This is a genomic window from Cylindrospermum sp. FACHB-282, assembly GCF_014697195.1.
GTDB lineage: Bacteria > Cyanobacteriota > Cyanobacteriia > Cyanobacteriales > Nostocaceae > Cylindrospermum.
Window position 1 is genome coordinate 85,596 of the sequence record NZ_JACJRJ010000012.1, and the last position, 25,233, is coordinate 110,828.

Annotated in this window: 23 protein-coding genes; 12 read left to right on the top strand and 11 right to left on the bottom strand. The window is 41.4% G+C overall.

Annotated elements, in window-relative coordinates; genetic code table 11:
* Nucleotides 1-227: 227 nt before the first annotated feature.
* The 4 genes from H6G32_RS08775 to H6G32_RS08790 all read left to right on the top strand — a co-directional run bounded on the left by H6G32_RS08775 (nucleotide 228) and on the right by H6G32_RS08790 (nucleotide 7,460).
* Nucleotides 228-560: a hypothetical protein gene (locus tag H6G32_RS08775; protein WP_190457182.1), complete on the top strand. Its 333-nt coding sequence runs from the start codon at nucleotides 228-230 to the stop codon at nucleotides 558-560.
* Nucleotides 561-735: 175 nt separating this feature from the next.
* Nucleotides 736-2,283 carry a hypothetical protein gene (locus H6G32_RS08780; RefSeq protein WP_190457185.1) on the top strand — a complete coding sequence of 516 codons (1,548 nt, stop codon included), beginning with the start codon at nucleotides 736-738 and terminating at the stop codon, nucleotides 2,281-2,283.
* Between the two features lie 151 nt (nucleotides 2,284-2,434).
* On the top strand, nucleotides 2,435-3,553 hold the full coding sequence (locus H6G32_RS08785) for a precorrin-8X methylmutase (RefSeq protein ID WP_190457246.1): 1,119 nt from the start codon (nucleotides 2,435-2,437) through the stop codon (nucleotides 3,551-3,553).
* A gap of 541 nt (nucleotides 3,554-4,094) precedes the next feature.
* Nucleotides 4,095-7,460, top strand: coding sequence for a substrate-binding domain-containing protein (locus H6G32_RS08790; RefSeq protein ID WP_242046531.1), 3,366 nt, complete (start codon nucleotides 4,095-4,097; stop codon nucleotides 7,458-7,460).
* Nucleotides 7,461-7,597: 137 nt separating this feature from the next.
* On the opposite strand, the gene H6G32_RS08795 is transcribed toward H6G32_RS08790, so the two are convergent.
* Entirely contained in the window at nucleotides 7,598-8,491 is an 894-nt protein-coding gene (locus H6G32_RS08795; RefSeq protein WP_190457186.1) for an ABC transporter ATP-binding protein, read from the bottom strand.
* Between the two features lie 15 nt (nucleotides 8,492-8,506).
* A complete protein-coding gene (locus H6G32_RS08800) occupies nucleotides 8,507-9,280 on the bottom strand; it encodes an ABC transporter permease (protein WP_190457189.1) in 774 nt (257 codons plus the stop codon).
* Between the two features lie 197 nt (nucleotides 9,281-9,477).
* On the opposite strand from H6G32_RS08800, the gene H6G32_RS08805 reads away from it, so the two are divergent.
* The 3 genes from H6G32_RS08805 (at nucleotide 9,478) to H6G32_RS08815 (ending at nucleotide 12,900) form a co-directional block, all read left to right on the top strand.
* Entirely contained in the window at nucleotides 9,478-9,996 is a 519-nt protein-coding gene (locus H6G32_RS08805) for a Ycf51 family protein (RefSeq protein WP_190457190.1), read from the top strand.
* A 496-nt stretch (nucleotides 9,997-10,492) separates the two neighbouring features.
* On the top strand, nucleotides 10,493-11,683 hold the full coding sequence (locus H6G32_RS08810; RefSeq protein WP_190457250.1) for an iron-containing alcohol dehydrogenase family protein: 1,191 nt from the start codon (nucleotides 10,493-10,495) through the stop codon (nucleotides 11,681-11,683).
* Nucleotides 11,680-12,900: an aspartate aminotransferase gene (locus H6G32_RS08815; protein WP_190457192.1), complete on the top strand. Its 1,221-nt coding sequence runs from the start codon at nucleotides 11,680-11,682 to the stop codon at nucleotides 12,898-12,900. The genes H6G32_RS08810 and H6G32_RS08815 overlap by 4 nt, the downstream gene beginning before the upstream one ends.
* 46 nt (nucleotides 12,901-12,946) lie before the next feature.
* On the opposite strand, the gene H6G32_RS08820 is transcribed toward H6G32_RS08815, so the two are convergent.
* From H6G32_RS08820 to H6G32_RS08830, 3 genes are all read right to left on the bottom strand, one after another.
* Nucleotides 12,947-13,189, bottom strand: a complete 243-nt coding sequence (locus H6G32_RS08820; RefSeq protein ID WP_242046532.1) for a DUF4351 domain-containing protein — start codon at nucleotides 13,187-13,189, stop codon at nucleotides 12,947-12,949.
* Nucleotides 13,190-13,240: 51 nt separating this feature from the next.
* Nucleotides 13,241-14,068, bottom strand: a complete 828-nt coding sequence (locus tag H6G32_RS08825; RefSeq protein ID WP_190457194.1) for a DUF4351 domain-containing protein — start codon at nucleotides 14,066-14,068, stop codon at nucleotides 13,241-13,243.
* Nucleotides 14,069-14,404: 336 nt separating this feature from the next.
* Nucleotides 14,405-16,309 carry a WD40 repeat domain-containing serine/threonine-protein kinase gene (locus H6G32_RS08830; protein ID WP_190457252.1) on the bottom strand — a complete coding sequence of 635 codons (1,905 nt, stop codon included), beginning with the start codon at nucleotides 16,307-16,309 and terminating at the stop codon, nucleotides 14,405-14,407.
* A 100-nt stretch (nucleotides 16,310-16,409) separates the two neighbouring features.
* On the opposite strand from H6G32_RS08830, the gene H6G32_RS08835 reads away from it, so the two are divergent.
* The 4 genes from H6G32_RS08835 (at nucleotide 16,410) to arsC (ending at nucleotide 18,846) form a co-directional block, all read left to right on the top strand.
* Nucleotides 16,410-16,739, top strand: coding sequence for an ArsR/SmtB family transcription factor (locus H6G32_RS08835; RefSeq protein WP_190457197.1), 330 nt, complete (start codon nucleotides 16,410-16,412; stop codon nucleotides 16,737-16,739).
* Between the two features lie 111 nt (nucleotides 16,740-16,850).
* Nucleotides 16,851-17,540 carry an MIP/aquaporin family protein gene (locus tag H6G32_RS08840; protein WP_190457199.1) on the top strand — a complete coding sequence of 230 codons (690 nt, stop codon included), beginning with the start codon at nucleotides 16,851-16,853 and terminating at the stop codon, nucleotides 17,538-17,540.
* 217 nt (nucleotides 17,541-17,757) lie between these two features.
* Nucleotides 17,758-18,426 (top strand): arsenical resistance protein ArsH, encoded by a 669-nt coding sequence (gene arsH, locus H6G32_RS08845; RefSeq protein ID WP_190457202.1) that lies wholly within the window; start codon nucleotides 17,758-17,760, stop codon nucleotides 18,424-18,426.
* A 24-nt stretch (nucleotides 18,427-18,450) separates the two neighbouring features.
* Complete coding sequence (gene arsC, locus H6G32_RS08850) at nucleotides 18,451-18,846, top strand: arsenate reductase, glutathione/glutaredoxin type (protein WP_190457204.1); 396 nt, start codon at nucleotides 18,451-18,453, stop codon at nucleotides 18,844-18,846.
* A 67-nt stretch (nucleotides 18,847-18,913) separates the two neighbouring features.
* On the opposite strand, the gene H6G32_RS08855 is transcribed toward arsC, so the two are convergent.
* The 3 genes from H6G32_RS08855 to H6G32_RS27260 all read right to left on the bottom strand — a co-directional run bounded on the left by H6G32_RS08855 (nucleotide 18,914) and on the right by H6G32_RS27260 (nucleotide 21,161).
* Entirely contained in the window at nucleotides 18,914-19,279 is a 366-nt protein-coding gene (locus tag H6G32_RS08855; protein ID WP_190457206.1) for a hypothetical protein, read from the bottom strand.
* A gap of 191 nt (nucleotides 19,280-19,470) precedes the next feature.
* Nucleotides 19,471-20,166 (bottom strand): hypothetical protein, encoded by a 696-nt coding sequence (locus tag H6G32_RS08860; protein WP_190457208.1) that lies wholly within the window; start codon nucleotides 20,164-20,166, stop codon nucleotides 19,471-19,473.
* Nucleotides 20,167-20,339: 173 nt separating this feature from the next.
* Complete coding sequence (locus H6G32_RS27260; RefSeq protein WP_309232574.1) at nucleotides 20,340-21,161, bottom strand: RNA-guided endonuclease InsQ/TnpB family protein; 822 nt, start codon at nucleotides 21,159-21,161, stop codon at nucleotides 20,340-20,342.
* 599 nt (nucleotides 21,162-21,760) lie between these two features.
* Between H6G32_RS27260 and H6G32_RS08870 the strand changes: the two genes are divergently transcribed.
* Nucleotides 21,761-22,267 carry a M36 family metallopeptidase gene (locus tag H6G32_RS08870; protein WP_190457210.1) on the top strand — a complete coding sequence of 169 codons (507 nt, stop codon included), beginning with the start codon at nucleotides 21,761-21,763 and terminating at the stop codon, nucleotides 22,265-22,267.
* Here the strand turns inward: H6G32_RS08870 and H6G32_RS08875 are convergent.
* The 3 genes from H6G32_RS08875 to H6G32_RS08885 form a co-directional block, all read right to left on the bottom strand.
* Nucleotides 22,234-22,689, bottom strand: coding sequence for a phage tail protein (locus tag H6G32_RS08875; RefSeq protein WP_190457213.1), 456 nt, complete (start codon nucleotides 22,687-22,689; stop codon nucleotides 22,234-22,236). The two genes, H6G32_RS08870 and H6G32_RS08875, sit on opposite strands and share 34 nt — an antisense overlap.
* A 216-nt stretch (nucleotides 22,690-22,905) precedes the next feature.
* The gene (locus H6G32_RS08880) at nucleotides 22,906-23,175 is read right to left on the bottom strand and encodes a Pvc16 family protein (RefSeq protein ID WP_190457215.1); all 270 of its coding nucleotides are present in this window, start codon (nucleotides 23,173-23,175) and stop codon (nucleotides 22,906-22,908) included.
* A 69-nt stretch (nucleotides 23,176-23,244) separates the two neighbouring features.
* The gene (locus H6G32_RS08885) at nucleotides 23,245-24,342 is read right to left on the bottom strand and encodes a patatin-like phospholipase family protein (protein WP_190457217.1); all 1,098 of its coding nucleotides are present in this window, start codon (nucleotides 24,340-24,342) and stop codon (nucleotides 23,245-23,247) included.
* Nucleotides 24,343-25,233 lie beyond the last annotated feature (891 nt).

The following is a 25,233-nucleotide window of genomic DNA, read 5'->3' on the forward strand; positions in this document are numbered from 1 at the left end:
CTAAACCTTGACATTAATGTCAATGTCAAGGCTTATAATGATTTTGAAACGCAAAGGGACGCTGAGGGAAGCGCAGAGGTACGCGGAGTAAAATCTTATTTTGGGTTGCTCAAGAATGAGGCAAGTACAGCAATTTGCTGTAAGATATGACACTGTGTTAGGAGAATAAATCAAAGAATACCGCAAACAAGTAAATTATTTATCTGTCGGTTTGGTTGTTTTGATTGATGCGGATAAAAAAAACAGTTGAGGAAAGGTTGAAACAATTAGATGTCGCACTGACAGCAGATTCTCAAGAAATTTGTAAGCCTGATGAAAGAATAGCAATCTTTGTGCCGAAAAGAAACATTGAAACTTGGATACATTACTTACAGGGAGAAACTGTTAACGAAACAGATGCTTATACTAAATTCCGCAAAAATGAGGCAATTTGCAAACCCGGTGTTGAACAATTAGTAACCCAGTGTTCTCAAGGAAATTTAGATGAAAATGTACCGCCATCTCTTCAGGCTGCTTGCGGTGAATTACAAAGACTTTTACCGCTATTAGATAGAATATGAATGCTGGTTTAACTATTAAAGAACTTACAGTTGTAGTCGATAGTCGCATTAACCAGAGTACGATTCCTCTTTTCACTCCAAGGCTTGGGGGAATTATATCTGTGTCAACCTGGCGGAAAATTGGTATAAAATATAAACCGAACGCAAAAAGAAATTTTTTCTAAAATACACACCAATGCTAGCAAAGAAAGTCAGCAGTCGTATTTCCCAGTTACCTTTTAATTCTCCTTGGTTTACTATATCTATTTTTGCATTTCTCGGTTTAATAGGCATTCTCAATCATTCGATGTGGAGAGATGAACTAAATCCCTGGCTGATTGTTAGAGATAGTGAATCTTTTGCAGGTTTACTGGCAAATATTCATTATGAAGGACATCCTGTTCTGTGGTATTTTTCTTTGGCACTGCTGAGAAGAATTGCAGATACACCTATTATTATGCAACTATTTCATTTAGGGATTGCAACCGGTTCTGTGGCTATTTTTTGGTTATACAGTCCCTTTAATTATAGACAAAAGTTACTTTTTAGTTTCGGCTTTTTTCCTTTTTCTGAATATCTGCTGATTTCTCGCAACTATGCTTTTAGTATGTTGTTTATTTTTGCTTTTTTGGCAGTTTTTCAAACTAGAGGAAAGACTTATTTATATTTAGCGATTTTCTTGGGATTATTGGCAAATAGTAATGCTTATGGGTTATTTGTATCATTTGCCTTGTTATTAACTTTGTTGGTGGAATTTTGGTTTGATATTGAACAACGAAACCAGTATTTGATTAAAAGTAAAAAATACGATTCCTTTTTAAGTATTGTAATTATTTTATTTTCTTATCTTTTAGCTATCTATATTATTACTCCTCCCGCTGATAGTTATCTTCATGGTGGGTTAAGCAATGGATGGTTGCTGCAATTAGATATGCGCCATTTGTTGAAAAGTATAGGCAGATTATTTGGTGGTTATTTTTTAATAATACCCACATCTAAAAGATGGCTGGATTTAATTATATGTGCCTCAATCGCCTTATTCATGGTGGGTTTAACCTTAATTAAGTTATGGAAAAAGCCTTTCGCACTCTTTTTTTATATCATAGTAAATTCTGGAATACTGGCATTTTCCTACTTTAGATTTATCGGTAGTACTCGACATTATGGGCATTTTTATTTAGTTCTTTTAGCAGCGTTATGGTTAGGAAGTTATTATCAAGAATCTAAGATTTTGATTAACAACAAATTCTCTCTACCAGAAAAATTAATCAAAGTTGTTAATCAATGGCATCATTTTACCTTAATGATAATTTTATTTATCCATTTTTGCGGTGGAATTTACTATTTTTCTAAAGACTTAGTTGTACCATTTTCTAGTAGTCGAGAAACGGTTGATTACATTCAGCAACACAAGTTAGAAAATGAATTTATTGTTGCCAGTCGCGATGCGAATATGGCAGGAATATCAGGTTATCTGAATCGAAAACTTTACTATCCTGAACGGCAAGGCATGGGAAGTTTCACCCTTTTTAAAAAAGGACGCCAAGGTGTGGAACAAGATGAGGTTCTCAGACAGATTAGTTTGCTTTTGAAAAATCAAGCAGACAGAAAGAGAATTCTGATGATTTTACATAACCAACTCAAGTTAAGCCGCAAAGATTTGAAGATTATGCCGATCAAGAATTTTGAGAGGGGATGGGTGGATTCTGAACGATTTTATCTTTATTGGGTGATGGAGAATTAAACATGACTTATACAACTGATTAGTAGGGTGCGTCAGACTCGATAATTCGTTAAAAATCAACAGATTTTCGACATCTGACGCACCCTACAATCTTACATTGAGTGTGAAATTGTAATATTTACATAAATCCTATTAAAGTAATATGCTGCCGATGAATGCAGGTTGCTTAACTATCAAAGAACTGACTGATGCGGTAGGTGGTGGTATGACACCGCGGATGGTAAGGCATTATCATCAATTGGGGCTGATACCGCAACCGATGCGATCGCCTAGTAATTATCGCCTATACACTCAAAAGGATGTCATCCGCTTACAGCGCATTGTGGCACTGAAGCAGCAAGGGTTTCAACTCAACCACATCCGTCACATTTTGGAAGTGGAACCGGAAGCAGACACCAATAACAACCTGATGGTGCTGCTTCAACAACAATATCGGGCGGTGATGCAACAAATTTCTCAACTACGACAAACAGCAGCAGCCTTAGAGGGTTTACTGGGGCGAGATCAGCATTGTCAAATTATGCAAGCTGAAGTTTTAGCCCAACTTAAGTTATTAGAAGTAGACACCCAAGCCGGATTGGGGGGACTAGAAAAACTGTGGCGTGGTTTGGATGCAGAGGTTCATACCCACTCAGAAGTGTTTCCCGAATCGTTGCAGCGCTTGCTACCTGATTTATCTGAACGTTCGGAAATTGAACAACACCTCATCTCTCAGTTAGTTTTAGCTTGTGGTGATGTGAGTTTAGTATCTTTTGTGAGATTGAGTAGAAATGCTATCGCCGCTAGTCGTCAATGCCTCAAGTCAGGCTGTGAGATTATTGTCGATATCCCCGCAGTTGCAGCCACCTTAGATCAAACCCGATTAATTAACTTGGGCTGTCGGGTGACAACATTAATTGATAACTCCCACATTACCACTGCCGCAGAGGCAGAAGAGTCCTTTTGGCAAAATCAGCAATGGCGTGATAAATTGCTGCAAATAACTCCGGGTAGTTTGCTGGTGGTTGGTTATGCTCCCTCAGTGCTGCTAACAGCCTGTACAGCCCTAGAAAACCAGAAAATTCAGCCTGCATTAGTAATTGGTATGCCCATTGGCTTTAGTCATGCACCCGCAGCCAAGCGACAACTGATGCAACAAGATGTGGCTTTTATCACTATTGAAGGGACTTTAGGCGGAGGCTTGTTAGCGGCTACTGCTCTAAATGCCTTGGTGGAATCACTGATTGAGAAGCCAGATTGTCATTGTTATCTGAAGGATGCCTTTAGGTAAAAGTTATTGGGGGTTTTTATCAAAAATCGCGGCAATTTAGGACTTTGTTAAAAAATATTGAATTTGTGATAAATAGCAACTTTTAGCAATTGAATAATTTATACTGTGGCGACAAGCTATCAACAGGGTATAAGTTGCACAGTCAACAACTCAATAATTTTTCCTAAATGATGCTTAATCAACAAAGTATAGATTATCATGTTTTCAATGCGGAGATAATTTTAATTAACTGGCAGAATATCGAGTCCTAACTCTAGAATCAAATCTAAAAATCTATCGCTTAAACTCAGCAATAGATTGAGGAAAATTCCCTCTAATCCTGGTTAAAACCCTAATTTAAAGGAATTTAAAACAATTAACACTCCATAAACATTGCTCGTAGACAAGCTAGAATTAGACGAAGTATAGATTTATATAAGTATAGTCAGTAACTGAGAAGAAAGAGAACAAGGATGTATAATTAGCGCGTCTCCTCCATAAATAAAAAGATAACCTTTAAGACTGGTCAGATTTCTGTTTCCAATCCGTTGATAAGGGGCATATGTGGCAACAAGAAAAAAAAGATAGGGCGATTGTCAATCTGGCATTATGGCTGGCCTTAGCTACCGCCCCAATGACAGCAACTTTATTGATGTCAGCACCCATGCTGGCAGAGACGGCAACTGATGATCCCACTTTCCCGCTGCCGCAAACAGTGGACAATGGAACTACAGTGCGGATTGATGGTTCAAGTAGCTTGGCGGCAATCAACCAAGGGCTAAAAGAAAATTTTGAGAAAGAGTTTTCAGGCACAAAGGTTGAAGTTGGAGTTAACGGTACGGATGCTGCCCTAAAAGCTTTGCTAGATGGCAATATTGATGTAGCCGCGATTCCTCGTGGACTGACCCCAGCAGAAAAGGCACAAGGTCTAGAGCAAGTCCCCTTGTATCAAGAAAAGATTGCGATCGTAGTGAGTACGGAGAATCCTTTTCAAGGCAGTTTGACTAGTAAGCAATTTGCTAGGATTTTCCGGGGGGAAATTACGGATTGGTCGAAACTAGGAGGGCCTAGGGGTAAGATTCGGTTAATTGATCGCCCAGCAACCAGCGATACCCGCAACGCGTTGCGCGATTATCCAGCCTTCAAGACTGCTGAATTTGCCACAGGCTCTAATGCTACCCAACTAGTTGAGGACAACACCGCAGAACTGATTAAACAACTAGGCAAAGACGGCATCACCTATGCGATGGCTAATCAGGTGTCGAAACTGCAAGATGTGCGAGTTCTGCAATTACAACAAATGTCGCCAGATGATCCCAAATATCCCTTCTCCCAGTATTTGGTTTATGTTTACAAGCAAAATCCCAGCCCAAGCGTAGGGGGTTTTCTCGGTTTTACCCTTGCACCACCAGGAAAGAAAGCGATAGAAGAAGCTAGAGCAGCTGAAGCATCTGCGATCGCCTCAAGTGTATTGCAAAAATTCACCACAGCAAATCAGCCTACCTCACCAACTGAGACTGCACCTGTTGCAACTGCTTCGCCAATTGAGGCTTTACCAGGGGTGACTGTTTCACCAACTGAGACTGCACCTGTTGCAACTAATAGAGAGCAGCTTAGGCTGCCTGCGGAAAACAACTCAGTTGTAGAAAGGGATACACCCTTGTGGTTGCTGTTACCTTTATTTGTTGTTTCTATAGGTGGAATCTTACTCTGGTGGTTCCTCAAAAGACGCCCATTATCAGATGGGGAAACAGATAGTCTAGCGGAATCAACTTCTAGTCCTTCCATCGCGGCGACTGATGACCCCAGCATTGCTTTCCCCCTTAACAACGGCAACGGTACCCAAACAAACGGCAAGTCTCATCTGACTGAAGACACAAACTCAACCGTATCCAACGTCATAGAAGATATCACCGCAAATAAAGCTGCTACTGCAAAAGGTGGTACAAGCATCTTGTCTGCCTTTGCTGCCAAAAGTTCACATACTGCAGTGACTAATACAGCAACAGTTAGTAGTACTGCTGAGATAATTTCTCTAGATTCTGGCGAAGTGGCATGGGATATAGAAGCACCCGTGGCTGTTGTAAATACTTCATATCCCCAAATGCCAAATATTTCAGAGTTGGCAGCCGATACGAAACCAGCAACAAATGAGGAAACAGATTCGCTTCCCGAATTACCGGATATAGAAACAGATTCTTTTTCTGAATTGCTCGAAATGCCAGAAGAGGCATTAAATCTGGAACTAGCAACAGCACCAGAAACAGATTCTCTTTCTGAATTACTAGAAATACCAGAAGAGGCATTAAATCTGGAACTAGCAACAGAATCAGAACCAGAAACAGATTCTTTTTCTGAATTACTAGAAATGCCAGAAGAGGCATTAAATCTGGAACTAGCAACAGCACCAGAAGCAGATTCTTTTTCTGAATTGCTCGAAATGCCAGAAGAGGCATTAAATCTGGAACTAGCAACAGCACCAGAAACAGATTCTTTTTCTGAATTACTAGAAATGCCAGAAGAGGCATTAAATCTGGAACTAGCAACAGCACCAGAAACAGATTCTTTTTCTGAATTGCTCGAAATGCCAGAAGAGGCATTAAATCTGGAACTAGCAACAGCACCAGAAACAGATTCTTTTTCTGAATTACTAGAAATACCAGAAGAGGCATTAAATCTGGAACTAGCAACAGCACCAGAAACAGATTCTTTTTCTGAATTACTAGAAATACCAGAAGAGGCATTAAATCTGGAACTAGCAACAGCACCAGAAACAGATTCTTTTTCTGAATTACTAGAAATACCAGAAGAGGCATTAAATCTGGAACTAGCAACAGCACCAGAAACAGATTCTTTTTCTGAATTACTAGAAATACCAGAAGAGGCATTAAATCTGGAACTAGCAACAGCACCAGAAACAGATTCTTTTTCTGAATTACTAGAAATGTCAGAAGAGGCATTAAATCTGGAACTAGCAACAGAAACAGAAACAGAAACAGATTCTTTTTCTGAATTACTAGAAATGTCAGAAGAGGCATTAAATCTGGAACTAGCAACAGCACCAGAAACAGATTCTGCTTCTGAATTGCTAGAAATGCCAGAAGAGGCATTAAATGTGATAGCAGATGAAGCTGAACCCACTGCCAATTTGACAGAGAAAATATCTCAGGTATTGCCTACTCCAGAGGACAATATCGCCAAAACAGTGTCTAAAGTTTCGGAAGTAACAGCTGAAGATGTAGCCTTAGCAGCAGGTACAAGCATTGGAACTTGGGCTACTGGTTATGAATTGAAAAACAATCTAGACTCAGAGGCAGAGGGGCAAACTAATACTGAAGAATTTGCTAATTTGTCAGATGCAAATAATGTTAGTAGCCGTGTTGTCCTCACACCCCGCACTCCCAAGTGGGCTTATGTTTCTTGGTATGTTTCCGAGACTCAGAAGAAAGCACTACGACAACAGGGCGACTCCTTATTAGCAGTGCGACTGTATGATGTTACTGATATTGACTTGAGTTATCAGAGTCCCCATCTAATACAGCAGTATGAATGTGAGGAAGCGACACATGATCGCTATGTAGCAATTCCCGCAGGCGATCGCGACTACATGATTGAAATTGGTTATGCTACTAAAGGCGATCGCTGGTTACCCATAGCTCGTTCAGTGACTGTTCGCATCTTCACCCGTCCCCATACAGATTTCTGGTTTGTCGCCGATACTGAGTTAATTATTCACGGAGCAACAGAACCAGATGCCAAAGTGAGCATTGATGGTCATCCCATTAAACTCAAGCAAGATGGTACTTTTCACTTGCGTATCCCCTTCTCAGACAAATTAATTGACTATCTCATAACAGCATCTGCTGCTAATGGGAAACAGACTAAAACTATCCATAAGAAGTACTCTCAAGACACTTCAGATAGTTAAAATCTCTTTCCTAGGGGCATAATTGCGCTGTAAGGGTTTACGCAAAACTAGACGATGTAGGGACAATTCATCAATTGCCCCTACGCCAATAAAGCGCAACCTCACATAGAATTGGTATTACAAATTACATACAACATTTAATTCCTTTGGGTTACTTCCACATAAATATGCTCTAATCGCACAGGCTGACGGGAAATAGAATCAATTACAATTCCTTCAAACCGGGAAATAATTTCCTTTAATTCCAGAGGTTCTGATAGCCAAAAAGCCAAATCGCTACCATAACGCCGGGGTGTAAAACCATATTCTTTTGCTCTAGCGATGGCTAATTCCTCTTCTCCAGTCTGTACTACGACAATTTCTTGAGCAGGAATCAAAGTGCGTAACTCGGCTAAACTACCTTCAGCCAAAATTTGACCATTTTTCAAAATGCCAATTTTCTGGCAAAGACGTTCTGCTTCATCTAATAAATGAGTAGTTAATAAAATTGTAATTCCCTGTTGTTTTAGTTGCCGAATTAACTCCCAAATTTCATATCTTGCCTCAATATCTAACCCCGTCGTCGGCTCATCTAAAATCACTAACTTTGGCTGATGTACCAAAGCAACTGCAATATTCAAACGCCGTTGCATCCCACCACTGAGAGTTTCTACTGGACTTTTTGCTCTGTCTAATAAATTGACAGATGCTAGTGTTTGTTTTACTTGTTTTTCGCGTATTTCTCGATTTAAACCGTAAATATCAGCAAAAAATCTGAGATTTTCTTCACAGGAAAGAGTTTTATACAGTAAATTTTCTTGAGTAGCAATACCAATTAATTTTTTTGTTGCTTCCGAAATAGGCTGATCATTAATCGTAATATCACCACTGTCAGCCTTGAGTAAATTACAAATAATATTTATTGTTGTTGTCTTGCCAGCACCATTTGCACCTAGTAAACCATAAATTTCTCCAGAGTCGATATGTAGTGTCAAATCTTGGAGAACTTTTCTTTTTCCGTAAGACTTATTTAATTTTTTAATTTTGAGCATAATTCAATTTTGACTTCACAGCCTTTTCTCTACCATCAACATCCGCCGATAAGATAACCACCCACCGACTACCATCACCATAGCAAACACTAATAAAAAAACAAAACGAGATGTAATTTTACTAATTTCTTCCCCCCTAGCTGAAACTGCTAAGAGAGCTTCATTCATGTGATAAATTGGGTTATATTTAGCAATTTCCAATAGTGTTGGAGGAAACAATGAAGTAGGCAAAAATGCCCCACCAAGAATTAATAAAGGCACTCCAAAAGCTGCTATTAAAGCATTAACATCTTCGGTACGACGGGCTAATTGTGTACCAAAAATAAAGCCTAAACCAACATAAGCAATAATGCTCAAGAAAATAATTGTGATTCCTAAGAAAATAGAACCTTTAAATGTAGCACCCCAAAAGGCAGCAACAGTATAAACCAAAAGTGTTTGTCCAATGCCAATGCAACTATGAGCGAGAAAAATTCCCAAAAAATAGGATAGACCACTCAAGGGAGAAATAAACAAACGTTTGAGGGTTTGCTGTTCTCTTTCTGCAACTACAGTGGCTACACTACCACCCAAACAGCTAAAAAAAAGTGCCGCCCCCACCAAGGTTGAAGGTGCAGCATTTTCAAAAGCAACAGCCATTGATAGTTTTGCCCCTTCTGCCAAAATAAATCCGTTGATAATCAATATTGAGATGGGGAAAATACTCCAAAAAATGAGGCTGCGTCTGCGGCGCAATAGTTCAATTAAGATGCGCTTGGTTACAGCTATAGTTTCACGATAATATTTCATCTTAAACAGTTAATTTAGTAGTATTTGAATCAATTATCTTCATCATCATTAGTAATTAGGGGTAGTTTAGCGGGTTTAGCTTGTGTATATCAATTGATTCAGCGGGGATTTAATCTAGTAATTCCAGGAAAATCCAACCACAGAAGCACCAGGGTGCAAGCAATCGGTAAAATAGGTGTGTTCGCAATTCAAACCTTATGCCCACAACATCTGATTTCCTTCAATATACCCAATGGTCAGGGATTGCCACCTTGATATTTGCTGCCGTGACAATCCTAGCCTTTATTGTCAAATGGGGCTTTCGCTTTCGGCTGGTGGGTACAACTGGCTTTATGCTGGTGTTGACGGGAGGTTTATTTGCACTCTCGTTAATGCCTTTGAGTCGGACTGTCATTCCCGGTGCCGTGAAGTATACTCTAGTTTATGACAACGGCTCAACCCAAACGGTTATTGCCACTTCACCCCAGATTTCCCCCACACAGTTAGAAGCCACCTTGCGTCAAGCTGCCAGTAACCTTTACTCTTATGGTCGCTTAGGTTCACGGAACAACAATCAACTGATAGTTCGCGCCCGTACCATTGTCCACCCCAAAGCAGGGGTTTCTGTACCAGTTTACTTGGGTCAGGTGAGGCGATCGCTAGCAAGTCGTGAAGATACCGCAATGGATGTGGAAGTATACCTAGACAAATTCGCCGAATTGCCACCGGCAGCTTAAGAGGTTTGGGAAGGAGGACTTGGAGCAATTAAAGATTTAACTCTCTGTCCATCTTCCCATCTTCCTTGTCACCCAGAACTTACTATGCATCAGAATAACAAGGCTTTTTTTGTCATTTACTATACAAAAAAGGTTATACTAAGATTAAGATATGAGAACTTATAGTATTCTGCTAACAGCTAATGGTGACTGAGTAACTTATCGGTTCCTAGGGGGAATTAGTCCTAATCCGCTAAATCCTCAATTTTTAATCACCAATTCTCAGAAACTTTTCGGAGAGAATCTGAGAATGGTAATGTTATTTAGTTATACAGTGATTCCAAACTTTGGGACTTCGGAAATTAAGGCTAATGGGCATGATAGGCTCAAGCCACGCTGTCAAAGTGCTGAACCAGTCGGCAAAATGCTTTTACGGCGCGGCAATCAGAATCCTGGAGAGCCACAAGTCTATCTAAATTTGATTAAGAAATATCAAGGTTTTGGCAAAATAGTTGTTATGCCTAATCAATTTTCTACTCAAACTTTGTCTACTCAAACCCCTAGTTCATTATTTACGCTCTTAGTTGCTCCGGCAAAAGTTATCCGTGGCGCCAGCGTGTTGCAGGCAGCTGCGGAAGAGATCGCCTATTTGGGAAGTCGTCCCTTAATTGTGACAGGCAACTATACTTTGTCCCTCAGTCAACAGAGTTTACAACCGATTTTAGAAGGGCAACTGTTGGATATTGCCCAAGCTTCCTATGGTGCAGATTGCTGTGAAGCCAGTCTGAAATCCTTACGCCAGGCGGCACAAGAACATAAAGCTGATGTAATTATTGGTGTTGGTGGTGGCAAAGCACTGGATACAGCGAAGTTAGTCGCCCAACAGTTGCAGTTACCCGTGGTGACAATTCCCACCTCTGCATCTACCTGTGCGGCTTGGAGTGCCCTGTCGAATGTGTATTCAGAGGCGGGGGCGTTTCTCTATGATGTCGCCCTGTCGCGCTGTCCCGATTTACTGATTCTCGATTATGACTTGATCCAAACTGCACCGCAACGTACCTTAGTGGCAGGTATCGGCGATGCGATCGCCAAATGGTACGAAGCCTCAGTTAGCAGCGGACACTTACAACAAGCCTTAATCATTGCCGCTGTTCAACAAGCGCGAGTCTTGCGGGATATCTTATTACAAAAGTCTGCCACAGCCTTGCAAGAACCAGGCAGCGAGGTTTGGCGAGAAGTGGTAGATGCTACTGTCCTCCTCGCTGGCGTCATCGGTGGATTAGGCGGGGCCCAATGTCGCACTGTTGCCGCTCATGCCGTGCATAATGGTTTAACTCATATTTCTGGGCATGGCAGCATTCACGGCGAAAAAGTCGCTTATGGAATTTTAGTGCAACTACGTTTAGAAGAAATGGTGCAGGGTAATCAACTAGCTGGGACATCCCGGCAACAATTGTTAAAATTCTACGCAGAGATTGGACTGCCGCAAAAATTAGGGGATTTGGGATTGGGCAATATCACCCTGAGTGAGTTGCAAACATCTGCCGAAATTGCCCTTGCTCCTAATTCTGACATCCATCGACTACCTTTTAAAGTGGCATCAGAACAGTTAATGGCGGCGATGGTTTCCACCACTGCACCAATAGAGAATCGAGACGGAATTAATAGAGTTTCTAACAGGGTAATGAGTGACGAGGTGACAGAATGAGTTTGAATTGGATTACACCCGCCGAACGCATCCAACAGCTGCCGCCTTACGTCTTTGCCCGTCTCGATGAACTGAAGGCAAAAGCACGGGAACAAGGGCTAGATTTAATAGATTTGGGGATGGGAAACCCTGATGGCGCCACACCGCAACCGGTGGTAGATGCAGCAATCGCCGCTTTGCAAGATCCTGCTAATCATGGTTATCCGCCTTTTGAAGGTACTGCCAGTTTCCGCCGTGCTATTACTAACTGGTATAATCGCCGTTATGGTGTGATTCTCGATCCTGATAGTGAGGCTTTGCCCCTACTTGGTTCTAAAGAAGGATTAACTCATTTAGCGATCGCCTATATCAACCCCGGTGATCTGATTCTCGTTCCTTCTCCCGCTTATCCGGCACATTTTCGCGGCCCGGTAATCGCTGGGGGAGAAGTCTACAGCTTAATTCTCAAAGAAGAAAATGGCTGGTTAATAGATTTAGCTGCCATTCCCGACGAAGTAGCCCAAAAAGCCAAAATCCTCTATTTCAATTATCCCAGCAATCCCACCGCAGCCACCGCCCCCCGCGAATTCTTTGAAGAAATCGTCGCCTTCGCCCGCAAACATGAAATTCTCTTAGTACATGACTTGTGTTACGCCGAGTTGGCTTTTGATGGTTATCAACCCACCAGCTTGCTAGAAATTCCCGGTGCCAAAGATATTGGCGTCGAGTTTCACACCTTATCTAAAACCTACAACATGGCAGGTTGGCGCGTCGGATTTGTGGTGGGTAATCGCCATGTAATTCAAGGTTTGCGGACATTAAAAACCAACTTGGACTATGGCATTTTTGCCGCTTTGCAAACTGCCGCAGAAACCGCCTTGCAACTACCAGATATGTATTTGCATCAAGTACAACAACGCTACCGCACCCGTCGAGATTTTCTGATTGAGGGTTTAGGTAAATTGGGTTGGGATGTGCCCAAAACTAAAGCTACAATGTATCTTTGGGTAAAGTGTCCCGTGGGGATGGGTTCCACAGATTTTGCCCTGCAAGTATTACAGCAAACTGGCGTTGTTTTAACCCCTGGGAATGCCTTTGGCGCTGCTGGTGAGGGTTATGTGCGGATAAGTTTGATTGCAGATTGCGATCGCTTGGGCGAAGCCTTAGCTAGATTTAAAGAAGCCGGTATCCGCTATCAACCAGAAGCCGTCGTCGCTGCTTCCGAATTAGGAGTGTAATGCGCGGTTTTCAAATTCTTTAAGTCCCCGCTTAAAGAATCTGAATTTAACTATTATCTTGCTGGTTTAACCAAGTTACTAAATCAGCAACTTCTGAAATATTAAACAACGCAGCACCTAAATTTTCTAGCTGTTCAACAGATAAAACTTTTATTCTCTCAACTATCAAGGAATCAAGTTCTCCAAAACGTTGATTAAGTAGACGCAGACAAAATTTAACTGCTCCTTTTTGTTCTCCTTTTCCTTCTCCTTTTTGCAAAATATCCTGATAAATTACTGATTCTTGCATAATATCCTCGCTTATAAATTAGCTTGGGTTGAAAACTCAACCCAAAAATCACTATTTATCATTATCTTGCTGATTTAACCAAGTTACTAAATCAGCCGTTTCTGAGATATTGAACAACGCAGCACCTAAACCTTCTAGCTTCTCAACAGATAAAACTCTTACTCTCTCAACTAGGGATGAATCAAGTTTTCCAAAACGTTGATTAAGTAGACGCATACAAAATGAAAAAGCTTCTTGTTGTTTTCCCTTCTGCAAAATATCCTGATAAATTACTGACTCTTTCATAATATCCTCGCTTAACAATTGACGAATAAAGTTTTTCTCGAACCGCAAACCTGCTAAAATGTCTGTGTAAGCTGCAATATCCTGTTTAGTCTCCCTATCTGCAATTTTAGCAACATTCTGAGAAACCTGGGATAGTAAGCTTTGGGGTGAACTTGTTCGTGTTAATGGTGCTAAGGGTAATAACGCCAGATTATCGAGAAATAAAGCCGAATCTTGTTCCCACATTCGGATGACGCGATAGCGGTGATTTGTGGTTTCATTGATGTATTCTTCGGTAAAAACGACTTCGCTATTTGTTTCTTGCAAGAAAATCACTACTTGAGTGACAGGAACTTCATATTTACGTATTAATCTCACCGAATAATCTAACATCCTTAAAGGAATAGGAGTTTTAGAGGTTGCTTCAGTTTGAAATTCAATATGTAAAATCCGATTTTCTGTTTGTAAGAAGGTGACGAAATCAGCGCGAATTGGTTCAATACTTAATTCTGTTTTTAATACTTTGATTGTTTGTGGTTCTTCGGGAAGTAACCACCGGGCAAAATCCTGGGGATATTTTTCAGCTAATACTTTACAAACGTTATCAAAACTCACGGGTTTATCAAAATTTATATGACAATCAGGATTATAAAATTAAATTGGATAATTGGAGATTGGGATTGATAAAATAAACTCTAATTTTCTATGTCTTTTAAAGATTAAACGGGCGGTTATAAACCGCAGCTACACAGGCAAAACCCACCTCCGTGGGTTTCAAACAGCTAGTTTTTCCTTAGACCAGGTCGGTGGACTTCGTTTGTGTAGCCGCGATTTCTAATCGCCCTGGCTGGCTCTAGATGATCTCCGTTGGTTGATTGTTGAATATTTGCACTTCTATAAATCTAAGGACTTTAGTCCTTACTACAAACTTTGTTTTAATTACCCTATTTATCACGGTGCAACCCGCCAAATTTTGATAGTTTTGTCATCACTACCACTAACAAGCGTCTTGCCGTCGGCACTGATTGCAACGGAATTAACCGAATAGGAATGCCCCTTGAGGGTGCGAATTTCCTCTCCTGTAGCCAGATTCCACAGTTTGATGGTGTTGTCTAAACTACCACTAACAAGGGTCTTGCCATCGGCACTGATTGCGACGGAAAGAACCAAATCGGAATGCCCCTTGAGGGTGCGGATTTCCTCTCCTGTAGCCAGATTCCACAGTTTGATGGTTTGGTAACCACCACTAACAAGCATCTTGCCATCGGCACTGATTGCGACGGAACGAACCAAATCGGAATGCCCCTTGAGGGTGCGAATTTCCTCTCCTATTGCCAGATTCCACAGTTTGATGGTGTTGTCATAACTACCACTAACAAGGGTCTTGCCATCGGCACTGATTGCGACGGAAAGAACCGAATCGGAATGCCCCTTGAGGGTGCGAATTTCCTCTCCTGTTGCCAGATTCCACAGTTTGATGGTGTTGTCATAACTACCACTAACAAGGGTCTTGCCATCGGCACTGATTGCGATGGAATAAACCGAACCGGAATGCCCCTTGAGGGTGCGGATTTCCTCTCCTGTTGCCAGATTCCACAGTTTGATGGTTTGGTAACCACCACTAGCAAGGGTCTTGCCATCGGCACTGATTGCGACGGAAAAAACCGAATTGAAATACCGCTTGAGGTTTTTTTCTAAAAAGAAACTACTAGGAAAACTATCAATCAAAAATATTGGATTGGCAGAGAATCCATAGCGAGTATAACTATAGATTTCAATACCAATTAATCCCAACAATAAAACACCTAAAAGCCAGTTTCTGAATTTACCAGTTTTGATTAGCTGTGTAAGTGCAACAGGTTGCTTGAACTGCGGCTGAGGTGGAGTTACTTGTCTTTTAGGTATTGGTAGTACTGTCCGCTGAGGTGGTACAGGTATTGTTGGCGGTACTACCGGCGTTGGTGGTTTCGGACTCAAATCATTAATAACTTCATCCGCAGATTGATAACGTTCTTGAATATCTATTTTCAACAACTTATCTAAAACTTCCCCCAATCTCCCACTCACAGAACTAGGTAAATATTGCCGCCAGTCATTCACCCAAGCATAACCATTTTCCGCCCATAAATCAAAAGGTTGAACCCCAGTTAAAAGATGAAAACAAGTTGCACCTAAAGCAAATAAATCACTGGCTGGGTAAGCTTCACCACCCTTTATTTGTTCTAGTGGACTATACCCTTGAGAACCTATTTGTGTTCCTATTTGCGTGTGAACTGTGACAGTTAATTGTTTCGATGCGCCAAAATCAATTAATACTAACCGTCCATCACTTTTACGGCGCATGATATTCTCTGGTTTAATATCTCTATGAATGACATTGCGCTCATGAACAAACTTCAAAGGTGGTAATAAATCTAGTAATAATTCTCGAATTTGGCTTTCGTTATATTCCCCGCTTTGTTCTAATTCATTTAATAAATTCTCCCCTGCAATAAACTGCTGTACTAAATAGAGAAAATTATTTTCCTCAAAATAAGCAAAAAGCGTGGGAATTTGGGGATGTTCTCCTAAATCTTGTAAACGTTTGGCTTCTTCTTCAAATAACTCTATCGCTTTTTTAAAAGCCCAACTTCCCTGCTGTTTCGGTGCAAGCTGCTTAATTACACAAGTTTCGTTTAGCTTATGGGTATCTTCGGCTAAATAGGTTTTACCAAAACCACCTTCGTTAGAAAGTACCCGCAGAACCCGAAAGCGATTGATTAATAATGGTACTAATGGCGTGCTACAAGCTTGGCAAAACTTGTTACTATCATGGTTTAAGGGTTGGTGACACTCTGGGTTTAGGCAGCATATCATCATTTGTGTCAGGTAACTGTTTAACCCTTATGATAAAGCCTAAGTGATTTTGCTGCCTAATATTGTGATATAGCAATCTTATTTGATTTTCGAGAAGTTAATGCTCACTCCTCCTGCCACAATTTCCCATCTCATTGCTGAAGGGTTTCATGCCCTTTCTGACCCTATCAGAATTAGGGTGTTAGAACTGTTGCGACAACAAGAACTCTGCGTTTGTGACTTGTGTGATGCTTTAGAGGTAAGTCAGTCGAAACTATCTTTTCACCTCAAAACCCTTAAGGAAGCTGGCTTAGTCCACTCTCGTCAGGAAGGGCGCTGGATTTATTACAGCTTGAATCTTGCCCAATTTAGCGCTTTAGAGCAGTATTTGGCAGGTTTTCGCCATAATATTCTAATTTGTCCTGCACCTCCCTGCCAAGACCTTAGCTGATACATCAAATAAAATTGATGTATTTTGTGTATTGTGTTATGCTCTGCATTGACACATCAAGTTTTTTTGAAATGATAGAAAGATAACTTTAACAAAAGCAGTTTTAGGTTAATGAAGTCATTTTTTCAGGAAATTTATCAATTTAGGCGAGAAGCTTTAGCAGAAGCCATTGGCACATTTACCTTAGTATTTGCCGGGACTGGTGCAGTGATGGTAAACAACATTAGCCAAGGCACTATCACCCATTTAGGTATCAGTTTTGTGTTTGGGGCGGTAGTAGCAGCACTGATATACGGAATTGGTCATCTGAGCGGCGCACACTTTAACCCAGCAGTGACACTGGCATTTTGGACTAGTGGTTTTTTTTCTAAGGGGCGAGTGATACCGTATATTTTAGCACAATCATTTGGGGCGATCGCCGCCTCAGCTTTATTGCTCACTAGTTTAGGACGAGTTGCCAACTTAGGAGCTACTCTACCCCTGCATGGCAATTGGTGGCAATCTTTGGTGCTAGAAACCGTTCTCACCTTCATTTTGATGTTTGTGATTTTGGGTTCTGGACTAGACCGTCGCGCACATATCGGTTTTGCGGGGTTAGCTATTGGCTTAACGGTAGGAATGGAAGCGGCGTTTATGGGGCCAATTACTGGTGCAAGTATGAATCCGGCCCGTTCTTTTGGCCCTGCTTTTGTGGGGGGAATTTGGCAGCATCATTGGGTTTATTGGGTTGCACCAATTTTAGGGGCGCAATTAGCCGTGATGGTTTACAGGCAACTTTCTCACGGTTTTAGGGATTTTTAAGAATCAGGAAAAACGAACCGCAGAGGTGAGCCAGCGCGCAGAACAGGGGGTTTCCACGCCACGTGCTTTAAGCCGGGGAACCCGTCCAACGCAGTGGCTCCCCATGAGCGACTGGTGAACCCGAAGGGCGCAGAGAACGCAGAGGGGAAGAGTTTATGAAAATCTAATGTTAATTTTTCAGGATATTTCTGTTAGTTAGAGTTGATTAATGGTTTCTATGACTTCTTTTGAACATCCACCAAGAATATTGTTTTTATATGGTTCTTTGCGAGAGCGTTCTTATAGTCGCTTGTTAGCAGAAGAAGCCGCGAGAATTATTGAGGGGTTTGGGGCAGAAGTCAGGTTTTTTAATCCTGATGAATTGCCCATTTATGGCAGTGTGCCGGATACTCATCCTCAAGTACAGGAATTACGGGAATTGAGTATCTGGTCTGAAGCGCAAGTGTGGTCTTCTCCTGAAATGCACGGCAATATTACTGGCATTATGAAGAACCAAATTGACTGGATTCCTCTAAGTTTAGGAGCAGTCAGACCAACTCAAGGTAGAACATTAGCGGTAATGCAAGTAAGTGGTGGTTCTCAGTCTTTCAATGCTGTCAATACAATGCGAATTTTGGGGCGTTGGATGCGAATGTTTACGATTCCCAATCAGTCATCTGTGGCGAAAGCTTATCAAGAGTTTAACGAAGATGGAACAATGAAAGATTCACCTTACCGAGATCGCGTTATTGATGTCATGGAAGAACTTTATAAATTTACCTTGCTGTTGCGTCACCAGGTTGATTACCTCACAGACCGCTACAGCGAACGTAAGGAAAAAGCAGCAGCAGAAACTGTCAAGTTAGCAAATAGCGCCCTGGAAGTTAATGCTAATCGAAGCTTTTAAACAATTCCAAATTAAACTAAAATCATGAAAAAAGTAATGTTCGTTTGCAAAAAAAATTCCCGCCGTTCCCAAATGGCAGAGGGGTTTGCTAGAACTTTAGGAGCAGGTAAAATTGCTGTCAATAGTTCTGGTTTAGCAGGTAGTCAAGTAGACCCTATTACTGTAGAAGTGATGTCAGAAGTAGGCATTGATATTAGTAATCAAATTTCTCAGTCTTTAAGCGATTTTCAGCCTGAAGATTATGATGCTGTAATTTCTTTATGCGGTTGTGGGGTTAATTTACCCGAAGCATGGGTATTAAGAGAAGTTTTTGAAGATTGGCAACTCGACGATCCAGAAGGAAACTCAATTGACACCTTTCGCCGTGTGCGCGATGAAGTTAAGGAACGAGTGGAGAAATTGATAGCATCTATCAACTAAAATGTGTTGGAGAAAGCAATATTTTAAATAATTGCTTTCTTGCCCATATATCCAAATCTGGATAACCTTAAAAGGTTGGTAGAGGTATAGTGATAGTTATGGCATTTTTGGGGGAAGTTCTGGTAGATGGATCAAGCCCACCTAAGCGGGGTAATTTGGTGGGGGGTAAAGGAGAGTAGAAAGGGACTTTACCAAGTCCGCCATATCCTATTCCTAGTGGAATGGCCTTGTCATTTCCTACTTTAGCTGGAGGTTCACTTTTATTTTCTCCTGCTGTAGTCTCCGGAGTATTAATTGCACCCCCACATACTTTTTCGGCTGTAGCATCGCTAAGTTGTTCTACTAGAGCCGAAGGGTATATTTCAACTTCTCTGTAGTTGTAATTAGTGCTAGCGCACTGAGGGTATTTTGTGCCTTTTTTAGCAGAAAACATTTATTAACTCCATTTTCATAACGCATTTTGCAAGAATAATTTAAACAAATTCAATTTATAATGCACCTTTAGAGATAATTCTTTATTTAAATAAATAAAGTGGAAATTAAAGCCCTGTAACCGTTTCGTTGATTGGATTCTCCCACTCTGACAAAAGACGGATATTTTGATTGAGCAACGCCAGACATTTTCTATCCATTTTTCGGATAGGCTCTAATCCCGAACTTCTCCAGCACCATGTCAGCCGTCTCCAGCGCGCCTTCGACCCAGCCCTGAGCGTCTGAATAGGCTTCACCGCAGATGTAGAGTGAACGGTCAGTGCCGAACGGTTGGATAATGTTTTGCTTGACTTCCCAACTCTTCACGCCAATGTTCCAACTGTTCCATCCACCACCAAATGGGTCGTCGCCCCAGTCGCGGAATGCGGCTTCCCGCACCTTCGGTGTATAGTTGAGACCGTGGATCGTCGCGAGCTGGCGTGCCACCTCCTCAACCATCGGTGTCGGCGCCACGTATTTGTCCCATTCGCTATTAGACTGTTGCTTGCTTGCGCCCAGGTATGGATTTTTCACCAGTTCCGCAACCTGCCGACGCGCTTGCCAGGTCTGATGCCTTCGTGGGCGGAGACCGTCCCAGAAGCCGATGTCTGTGCCATCATCATAACTTGCCATCAGCATCGACGGTCCCTTGGTCGCTGGTTTGCCGTCGTCCTTGGGCCAGTAATAGGTTTGCCGCACTGGCAGGTCTGTGACCGTTCGTCCAGACTCAACCGGAACGAACTTACCATCGACTGTGTAGCCTGCTGCACGCCACCACGGGTTGGTATAAGTTGTGAACAGCTTGAAGAGTGGGCGCGGCGTGACGCTGGCGATGAGGTGCTGAATCATGAACTACCCACAGTTGGCTTCGCCTGAACTGTGGGTTTCTACATCCCCCAGTTCGTTTTTAGCAAAATTTTCTGTAGATTTCTGACGCTTCTTCGTCCCTAGTTGCCGCATACTTCCAGCTTGCTTACGCTTACTGGTGAATGCAGTAGAGCTAGGCGAAGAAAGCGTCTACGTTAGCGTAGCGGCGCGTTAGCGCGGTTAGTTCCTAACCCCGGTAGAATTCCTTTAGCCCAGTAAAGCATAACCTCAGCAGCTGCAATATCTCGATCCTGAACATATCCGCAGACACCACACTCATGTACTCGAATATCAAGTGTTTTCTTGTGTTGATGCCCACATTGAGGACAAGTTTGAGAAGGTTTAACTTGACGAGTTGGAACTTCTATAAATACACCACCAATTTGCTCAACTTTGTATTTGATAGATGCTCGAAGCATTCCAAACCCGACATCAAGAATTGACTTATTTAAACCTGCTTTTTGCTTTTTGCGCTTACCCCTCTTAGCCTTACCAGTCATGTTTTTCACAACTAGAGTTTCGGTAGCAACGAAGCTATTACCGCTAATTATTTCTGCTGCTACCTGATGTACCCAGTTGTGACGTTGATTACCAACTTTACGAGTTAGTTTACTAATCTTTGACTGAGCTTTTTTAAATCTTCTAGCAGCCTTGATTTTCTTATTTCTATTTGGTGCGCGTTTGCGTCTTTTATCTTTTGATGCTTTTTTAATTTTGTGTTCAGCATTCCTTAAAAACTGAGGAGCATCAATTTGGTGATGATTCTCTCCGTCAGTAATTGATAAAGCTGATGTACAACCTAAATCAATTCCTATTGCCCCAACAGGCAGAATTTCAGGTTTAAGGGCTGGCTCTAAAACATTAACTGTAATAGATGCGTACCATTTACCATGACGACAAACGATAGTACAAGTAGTTGGTTTACCCCAGTATTTAGCTTGTCCACGCATCTGATAGCGTAGCGTGGCGTAAGCCATATCTTGCCAATTTTGGAGAGATTTAGATACCCGTTTTCGCCATTAGATTCTACTTTAAAACCTGCACAGTCTGGATATGTCCAACCTGAATAATGTCTAATTGATTTAAATCTAGCACGTTTTCCTAATCCTTTAAACCAACGTTCAAAGGCAAAATCAACCCGTTTTAAAGTTGCTTGCAAAGCATGACTAGGAAGCTCTTTGTATTCTATCCAGACTTCTTTGAACGCTGGCAAACAATTCTGCTGCTCAAAATAATCAACCTTGTGGTTAAACTTTTGATATTGAGTAAACCTGTTATTAACTGCGGCATTGTACAAGTCTTTGTGTAACTTTCGGTGATACCGCAATTTAAATTCAGTTGTTTGATTTGGGTATAAGCGAAAAGTTATCCGTCTTGTTGCCACAGTGTTTTTATCTCCTGCGATTATGTTATATGTTCTATAATATCAAGATACTCCAATTCAATAAATATAGATTGCTTATTTCCGCTTCGCACTCAATTTCCCGCTCTAACCCCTACCCTATGAGTACATTGAGGGTAGGGACTGCCGCGAGTAGTTCAGAAACTTCAGGGGCAGGGGGACAATGGTAATGTCGTGTTCAATCCTGACGACCCTGATGGAGATGAACAGAAGATATTAAACATCTTCTACTTCTGCAACTATATGCACGATTTCTTCTACCTGTTGGGCTTCAATGAAGCAGTCGGTAACTTTCAAAAGATAAATTTTACAGGGGAAGGAACTGCTGGCGATCCGGTGGATGCTCGCGCTTTTCTTGGTACCGTTAGAGGAACAGCGAACATGTTAACCCTGGCAGATGGGCGAAAAGCCATTATGAACATGGGATTGGTAGCTCCTAGTAGTCGGCATACTGCTTTTGATGCAGATGTAGTTTTCCATGAATTTGCTCATGGTGTGACTAATCGTTTAGTTGGTGGTCGGATGAATAGTCCCCAAGGACTCCAACAGCCTCAAAGTCGGGGAATGGGTGAAGGCTGGAGTGATTATTTTGCTCTGACGAATGAACTACCCACAGTTCAGGCGAAGCCAACTGTGGGTAGTTCATTTTATGACCATTTATCTACCTTGATTCCTTCATGAGCGAGTTCTAAAGTTTCAATTGCTAGTTCATTAGAGGTGGCGTTAAAGTCTGCTCCCGACCAAGTTATAGGCCAGCAGTTGCTTAAGTTCCAACGGATTTTTTCTGTACCTGTGTCATCTAAGAGAACAATGGATATCTCTCTGCGAGAATCGGGTTTTCCTTCTACCACGCTTTGTCGCCACTTCCACAATTCGTCATTATTGGTAATACCTCGTTTGAGGGTGATATTGTTGTAAGTGACTAAACCTGCCAGTTTCCTCACGGTTGATGGGTCAGTTCCTTCCCGATACTCTGTTGGTGTTTGGGTAGAGTTGACACCCGTACATTCTCGAAACCCAGCATGAATGATACCATTCCACTCCACATAAAAGCGATAGGCTAAGTAGGGATCGGGTTTGTGAGGGGCTTTAACATCTGGCACAGTCAATGCTCCTTTGAAGAATTATTAAGGTTGAGTTGATTGAGTCATGTTAACTCCAGTGCTGCCGTGAATCAGGCGAACGACAATAAATTCATTTTTCAAAAAAACCATGCACTGCATGAGACAGGTAACTCCCAGATGGGTGCTGAACGAAGAATTGCTCAAACTGAGTCCAAAGCTTTAATAGTTTGGGTTGATTGACAGCAACACCGTGACTTATGGCATCTTTACTGTAATCAAATAAGAACAATCAACTCTCGCTGGAGGCTGATATTTGAGTGCAGTTCCATCACCTTGACGCTGGACTAACCAATCGTTGCTGCGTAATTCTAAGTTTTCTCGAATGTCATACAAAAAAAGGTTAACTGTTTGCTCTTCAACCTCACTACCGGGTGCAGCAAAGCTAATTTTCACTGCCCCAATTGGGGTTTGAGAGAGTCCTACTTCAAGCAGTTTTTTCAGTGTTTCATCTAGGTCTTGGAGCATTGTTTACACTCCTGATTCATCTCAATTATGAGTTCATCAACGTTATACATTTGTTGATGTGCATTTAACTTACACAATTTGGTTTTCTCGCACCGAATGATTAAGAACATCAATAAGATCATCCAGTTTTTCTTTGTTATCTTTCACGAAGTTATCGCCTAAATTTTTCAGATTTTGAAGCTCCGATTCCTCAATGCAATCCATTTCAATATCTTTAGAAAATTTTGGATTGAAGCGATAATATGAACTCTTATTTTTCAAATTTTTAGTCAAGTCATCTTTTGATTCTTCTAGCAATTGCTCTAAGTGTTCGTCAACCGTGGCTGAAACACCTTTCATCATGTAAGAGATTAAAGGTCTTACCCAACCCACAAAACCAGCATTTATCAATTTTTCCGAATCCTCTTCGGAAAAATCGCCTGTTCCGAGAGAGACTAACACATATTTTTCTGCACCAGGATAAAGTTTTATAGCTCTAATGAAAAGATCCATTGCTGGATTATTAATAAATATTCCGCCATCAACTAAAATTCTCTTAGGAGAGGTCTCAGATTTTAACGCAGGAAAAAAAGTTGGAGCGGCTGACGTTGAGCGAGCAGCTTGCCATACATAATAATCATGTTCTTCAGGATGCTTTTTAGCTTTTTTTGTGTTAAACGAATAAGGTTTGCAATTCTCTATATCATAGCTATATACTGTTACATCACAGTCTGTTGTTAATTGTGACATTTTTAGTTCTTTACCAAATTTCTCTTGGATAAACTCTTCAATTCCTTTACCAGTATACTCTGAACTTGTTATTCCTGCACCATGCTTCTTCACCCAGGGCGTTTTGGAAAGTATATTGTCTCTGAATAAGTTTTTCCAACCTTCCCATGACAAGATGCTTGTGTCTTTGTTAAAAATCTTCTTCACCTGATCCTTTTCGATGTAAAACTTTAATATCTCCTGTGGAGTATATATTTTTTCTGTACCAGGAATTTTTGAATTTAAGCCTAAAGCTATAATGCCACCAGTTGATGTCCCTCCAATTACATCAAATAACTTATGAATAGGCTTTCCTGCTGTATCTGCTATATATTTAAGGATGATCAAAGGAATGATTCCTTTAATACCTCCGCCATCAATAGATAAAATATGAACGATTTTTTTATTCAAGTCCGACATTTGTTTTTCCTTTAGTGGCTTTAGAGTTTCTAGATATTAGACGCTTCTAGAAGCAAATTTGTGAATTAATCGATTGTAAAGAAGACAAAGTTGACGCCTTTTTCAACATTCAGATTCAGATCAAAATTACGCAACGCATTGGCACGCTCTCTGGGACTGAGTAGCTCTAATGAGCGCGATCGCTGAAAGCAGCAGCGCTGAGTGCAAAGCATCCCGTCAGGGATACGCGATCGCACTCTTACACCAACCAGAGGCTATCAAATATCGCTCACCCTGGTGCTAAAAATTAATTCAAAGCGAACAATGCCCACTCAGACTGTGGGATAACGAGGATTGCCCAACGCAATTCTTTGTGCAAATATTGTGTAATTTTCTCCTTTTACCCACCTATTTTTCACACTTAAGAAAGCCAACAGCCCCCACTATCCATCCAAACTCTCCAGCACCGTCTAAAAATCTCCAGCATCTCCTGGACTAAGGAGTGTAGCAAGTCCTGTTTCTCGATAGCAGGCAAAATTTCGCACCCATAAACTTGGGTTAAGTAAGGGTTGGGCTGATTTGCAGAAGATTGGCTCACTGGAAATGAATCCTCATCTTCATTCCGGATAGATTCTCGCGTAGGGATTTGGGATTGCAAAGATGAGAGAGAGTAGGAAAGTAGGAGAAAATTCCCCATCCCCCGTTCCCTGTAGTCCAAGCTTTCCCAAACTTGTAGAACAGACATCTCCTCTGTTCCAGTATCTTTAACCGCAACAATTGCAGGCACTCTCTGCACAATAGACAGTGCAGCATCTTTTGGTTCCTCACCAGCAACAATTTGTACCTCTTTATCAGCTACTAATTCTTTGTCACCTATGGGGTTTTCTCTGGCTATGACTACAGTTTCTCTTA

Bases quoted from the DNA above. Each gene is read 5' to 3' on its own strand.
- H6G32_RS08885 (WP_190457217.1), bottom strand. From the start codon at position 24,342: ATGTCGGACTTGAATAAAAAAATCGTTCATATTTTATCTATTGATGGC.
- arsC (WP_190457204.1), top strand. From the start codon at position 18,451: ATGAAAAAAGTAATGTTCGTTTGCAAAAAAAATTCCCGCCGTTCCCAA.
- H6G32_RS08810 (WP_190457250.1), top strand. From the start codon at position 10,493: ATGCCTAATCAATTTTCTACTCAAACTTTGTCTACTCAAACCCCTAGT.
- H6G32_RS08805 (WP_190457190.1), top strand. From the start codon at position 9,478: ATGCCCACAACATCTGATTTCCTTCAATATACCCAATGGTCAGGGATT.
- H6G32_RS08855 (WP_190457206.1), bottom strand. From the start codon at position 19,279: ATGTTTTCTGCTAAAAAAGGCACAAAATACCCTCAGTGCGCTAGCACT.
- H6G32_RS08790 (WP_242046531.1), top strand. From the start codon at position 4,095: ATGTGGCAACAAGAAAAAAAAGATAGGGCGATTGTCAATCTGGCATTA.
- H6G32_RS08800 (WP_190457189.1), bottom strand. From the start codon at position 9,280: ATGAAATATTATCGTGAAACTATAGCTGTAACCAAGCGCATCTTAATT.
- arsH (WP_190457202.1), top strand. From the start codon at position 17,758: ATGACTTCTTTTGAACATCCACCAAGAATATTGTTTTTATATGGTTCT.
- H6G32_RS08815 (WP_190457192.1), top strand. From the start codon at position 11,680: ATGAGTTTGAATTGGATTACACCCGCCGAACGCATCCAACAGCTGCCG.
- H6G32_RS08785 (WP_190457246.1), top strand. From the start codon at position 2,435: ATGAATGCAGGTTGCTTAACTATCAAAGAACTGACTGATGCGGTAGGT.
- H6G32_RS08840 (WP_190457199.1), top strand. From the start codon at position 16,851: ATGAAGTCATTTTTTCAGGAAATTTATCAATTTAGGCGAGAAGCTTTA.
- H6G32_RS08820 (WP_242046532.1), bottom strand. From the start codon at position 13,189: ATGCAAGAATCAGTAATTTATCAGGATATTTTGCAAAAAGGAGAAGGA.
- H6G32_RS08795 (WP_190457186.1), bottom strand. From the start codon at position 8,491: ATGCTCAAAATTAAAAAATTAAATAAGTCTTACGGAAAAAGAAAAGTT.
- H6G32_RS08830 (WP_190457252.1), bottom strand. From the start codon at position 16,309: ATGATATGCTGCCTAAACCCAGAGTGTCACCAACCCTTAAACCATGAT.
- H6G32_RS08880 (WP_190457215.1), bottom strand. From the start codon at position 23,175: ATGCTCCAAGACCTAGATGAAACACTGAAAAAACTGCTTGAAGTAGGA.
- H6G32_RS08775 (WP_190457182.1), top strand. From the start codon at position 228: ATGCGGATAAAAAAAACAGTTGAGGAAAGGTTGAAACAATTAGATGTC.
- H6G32_RS08860 (WP_190457208.1), bottom strand. From the start codon at position 20,166: ATGATTCAGCACCTCATCGCCAGCGTCACGCCGCGCCCACTCTTCAAG.
- H6G32_RS08835 (WP_190457197.1), top strand. From the start codon at position 16,410: ATGCTCACTCCTCCTGCCACAATTTCCCATCTCATTGCTGAAGGGTTT.
- H6G32_RS27260 (WP_309232574.1), bottom strand. From the start codon at position 21,161: ATGGCTTACGCCACGCTACGCTATCAGATGCGTGGACAAGCTAAATAC.
- H6G32_RS08780 (WP_190457185.1), top strand. From the start codon at position 736: ATGCTAGCAAAGAAAGTCAGCAGTCGTATTTCCCAGTTACCTTTTAAT.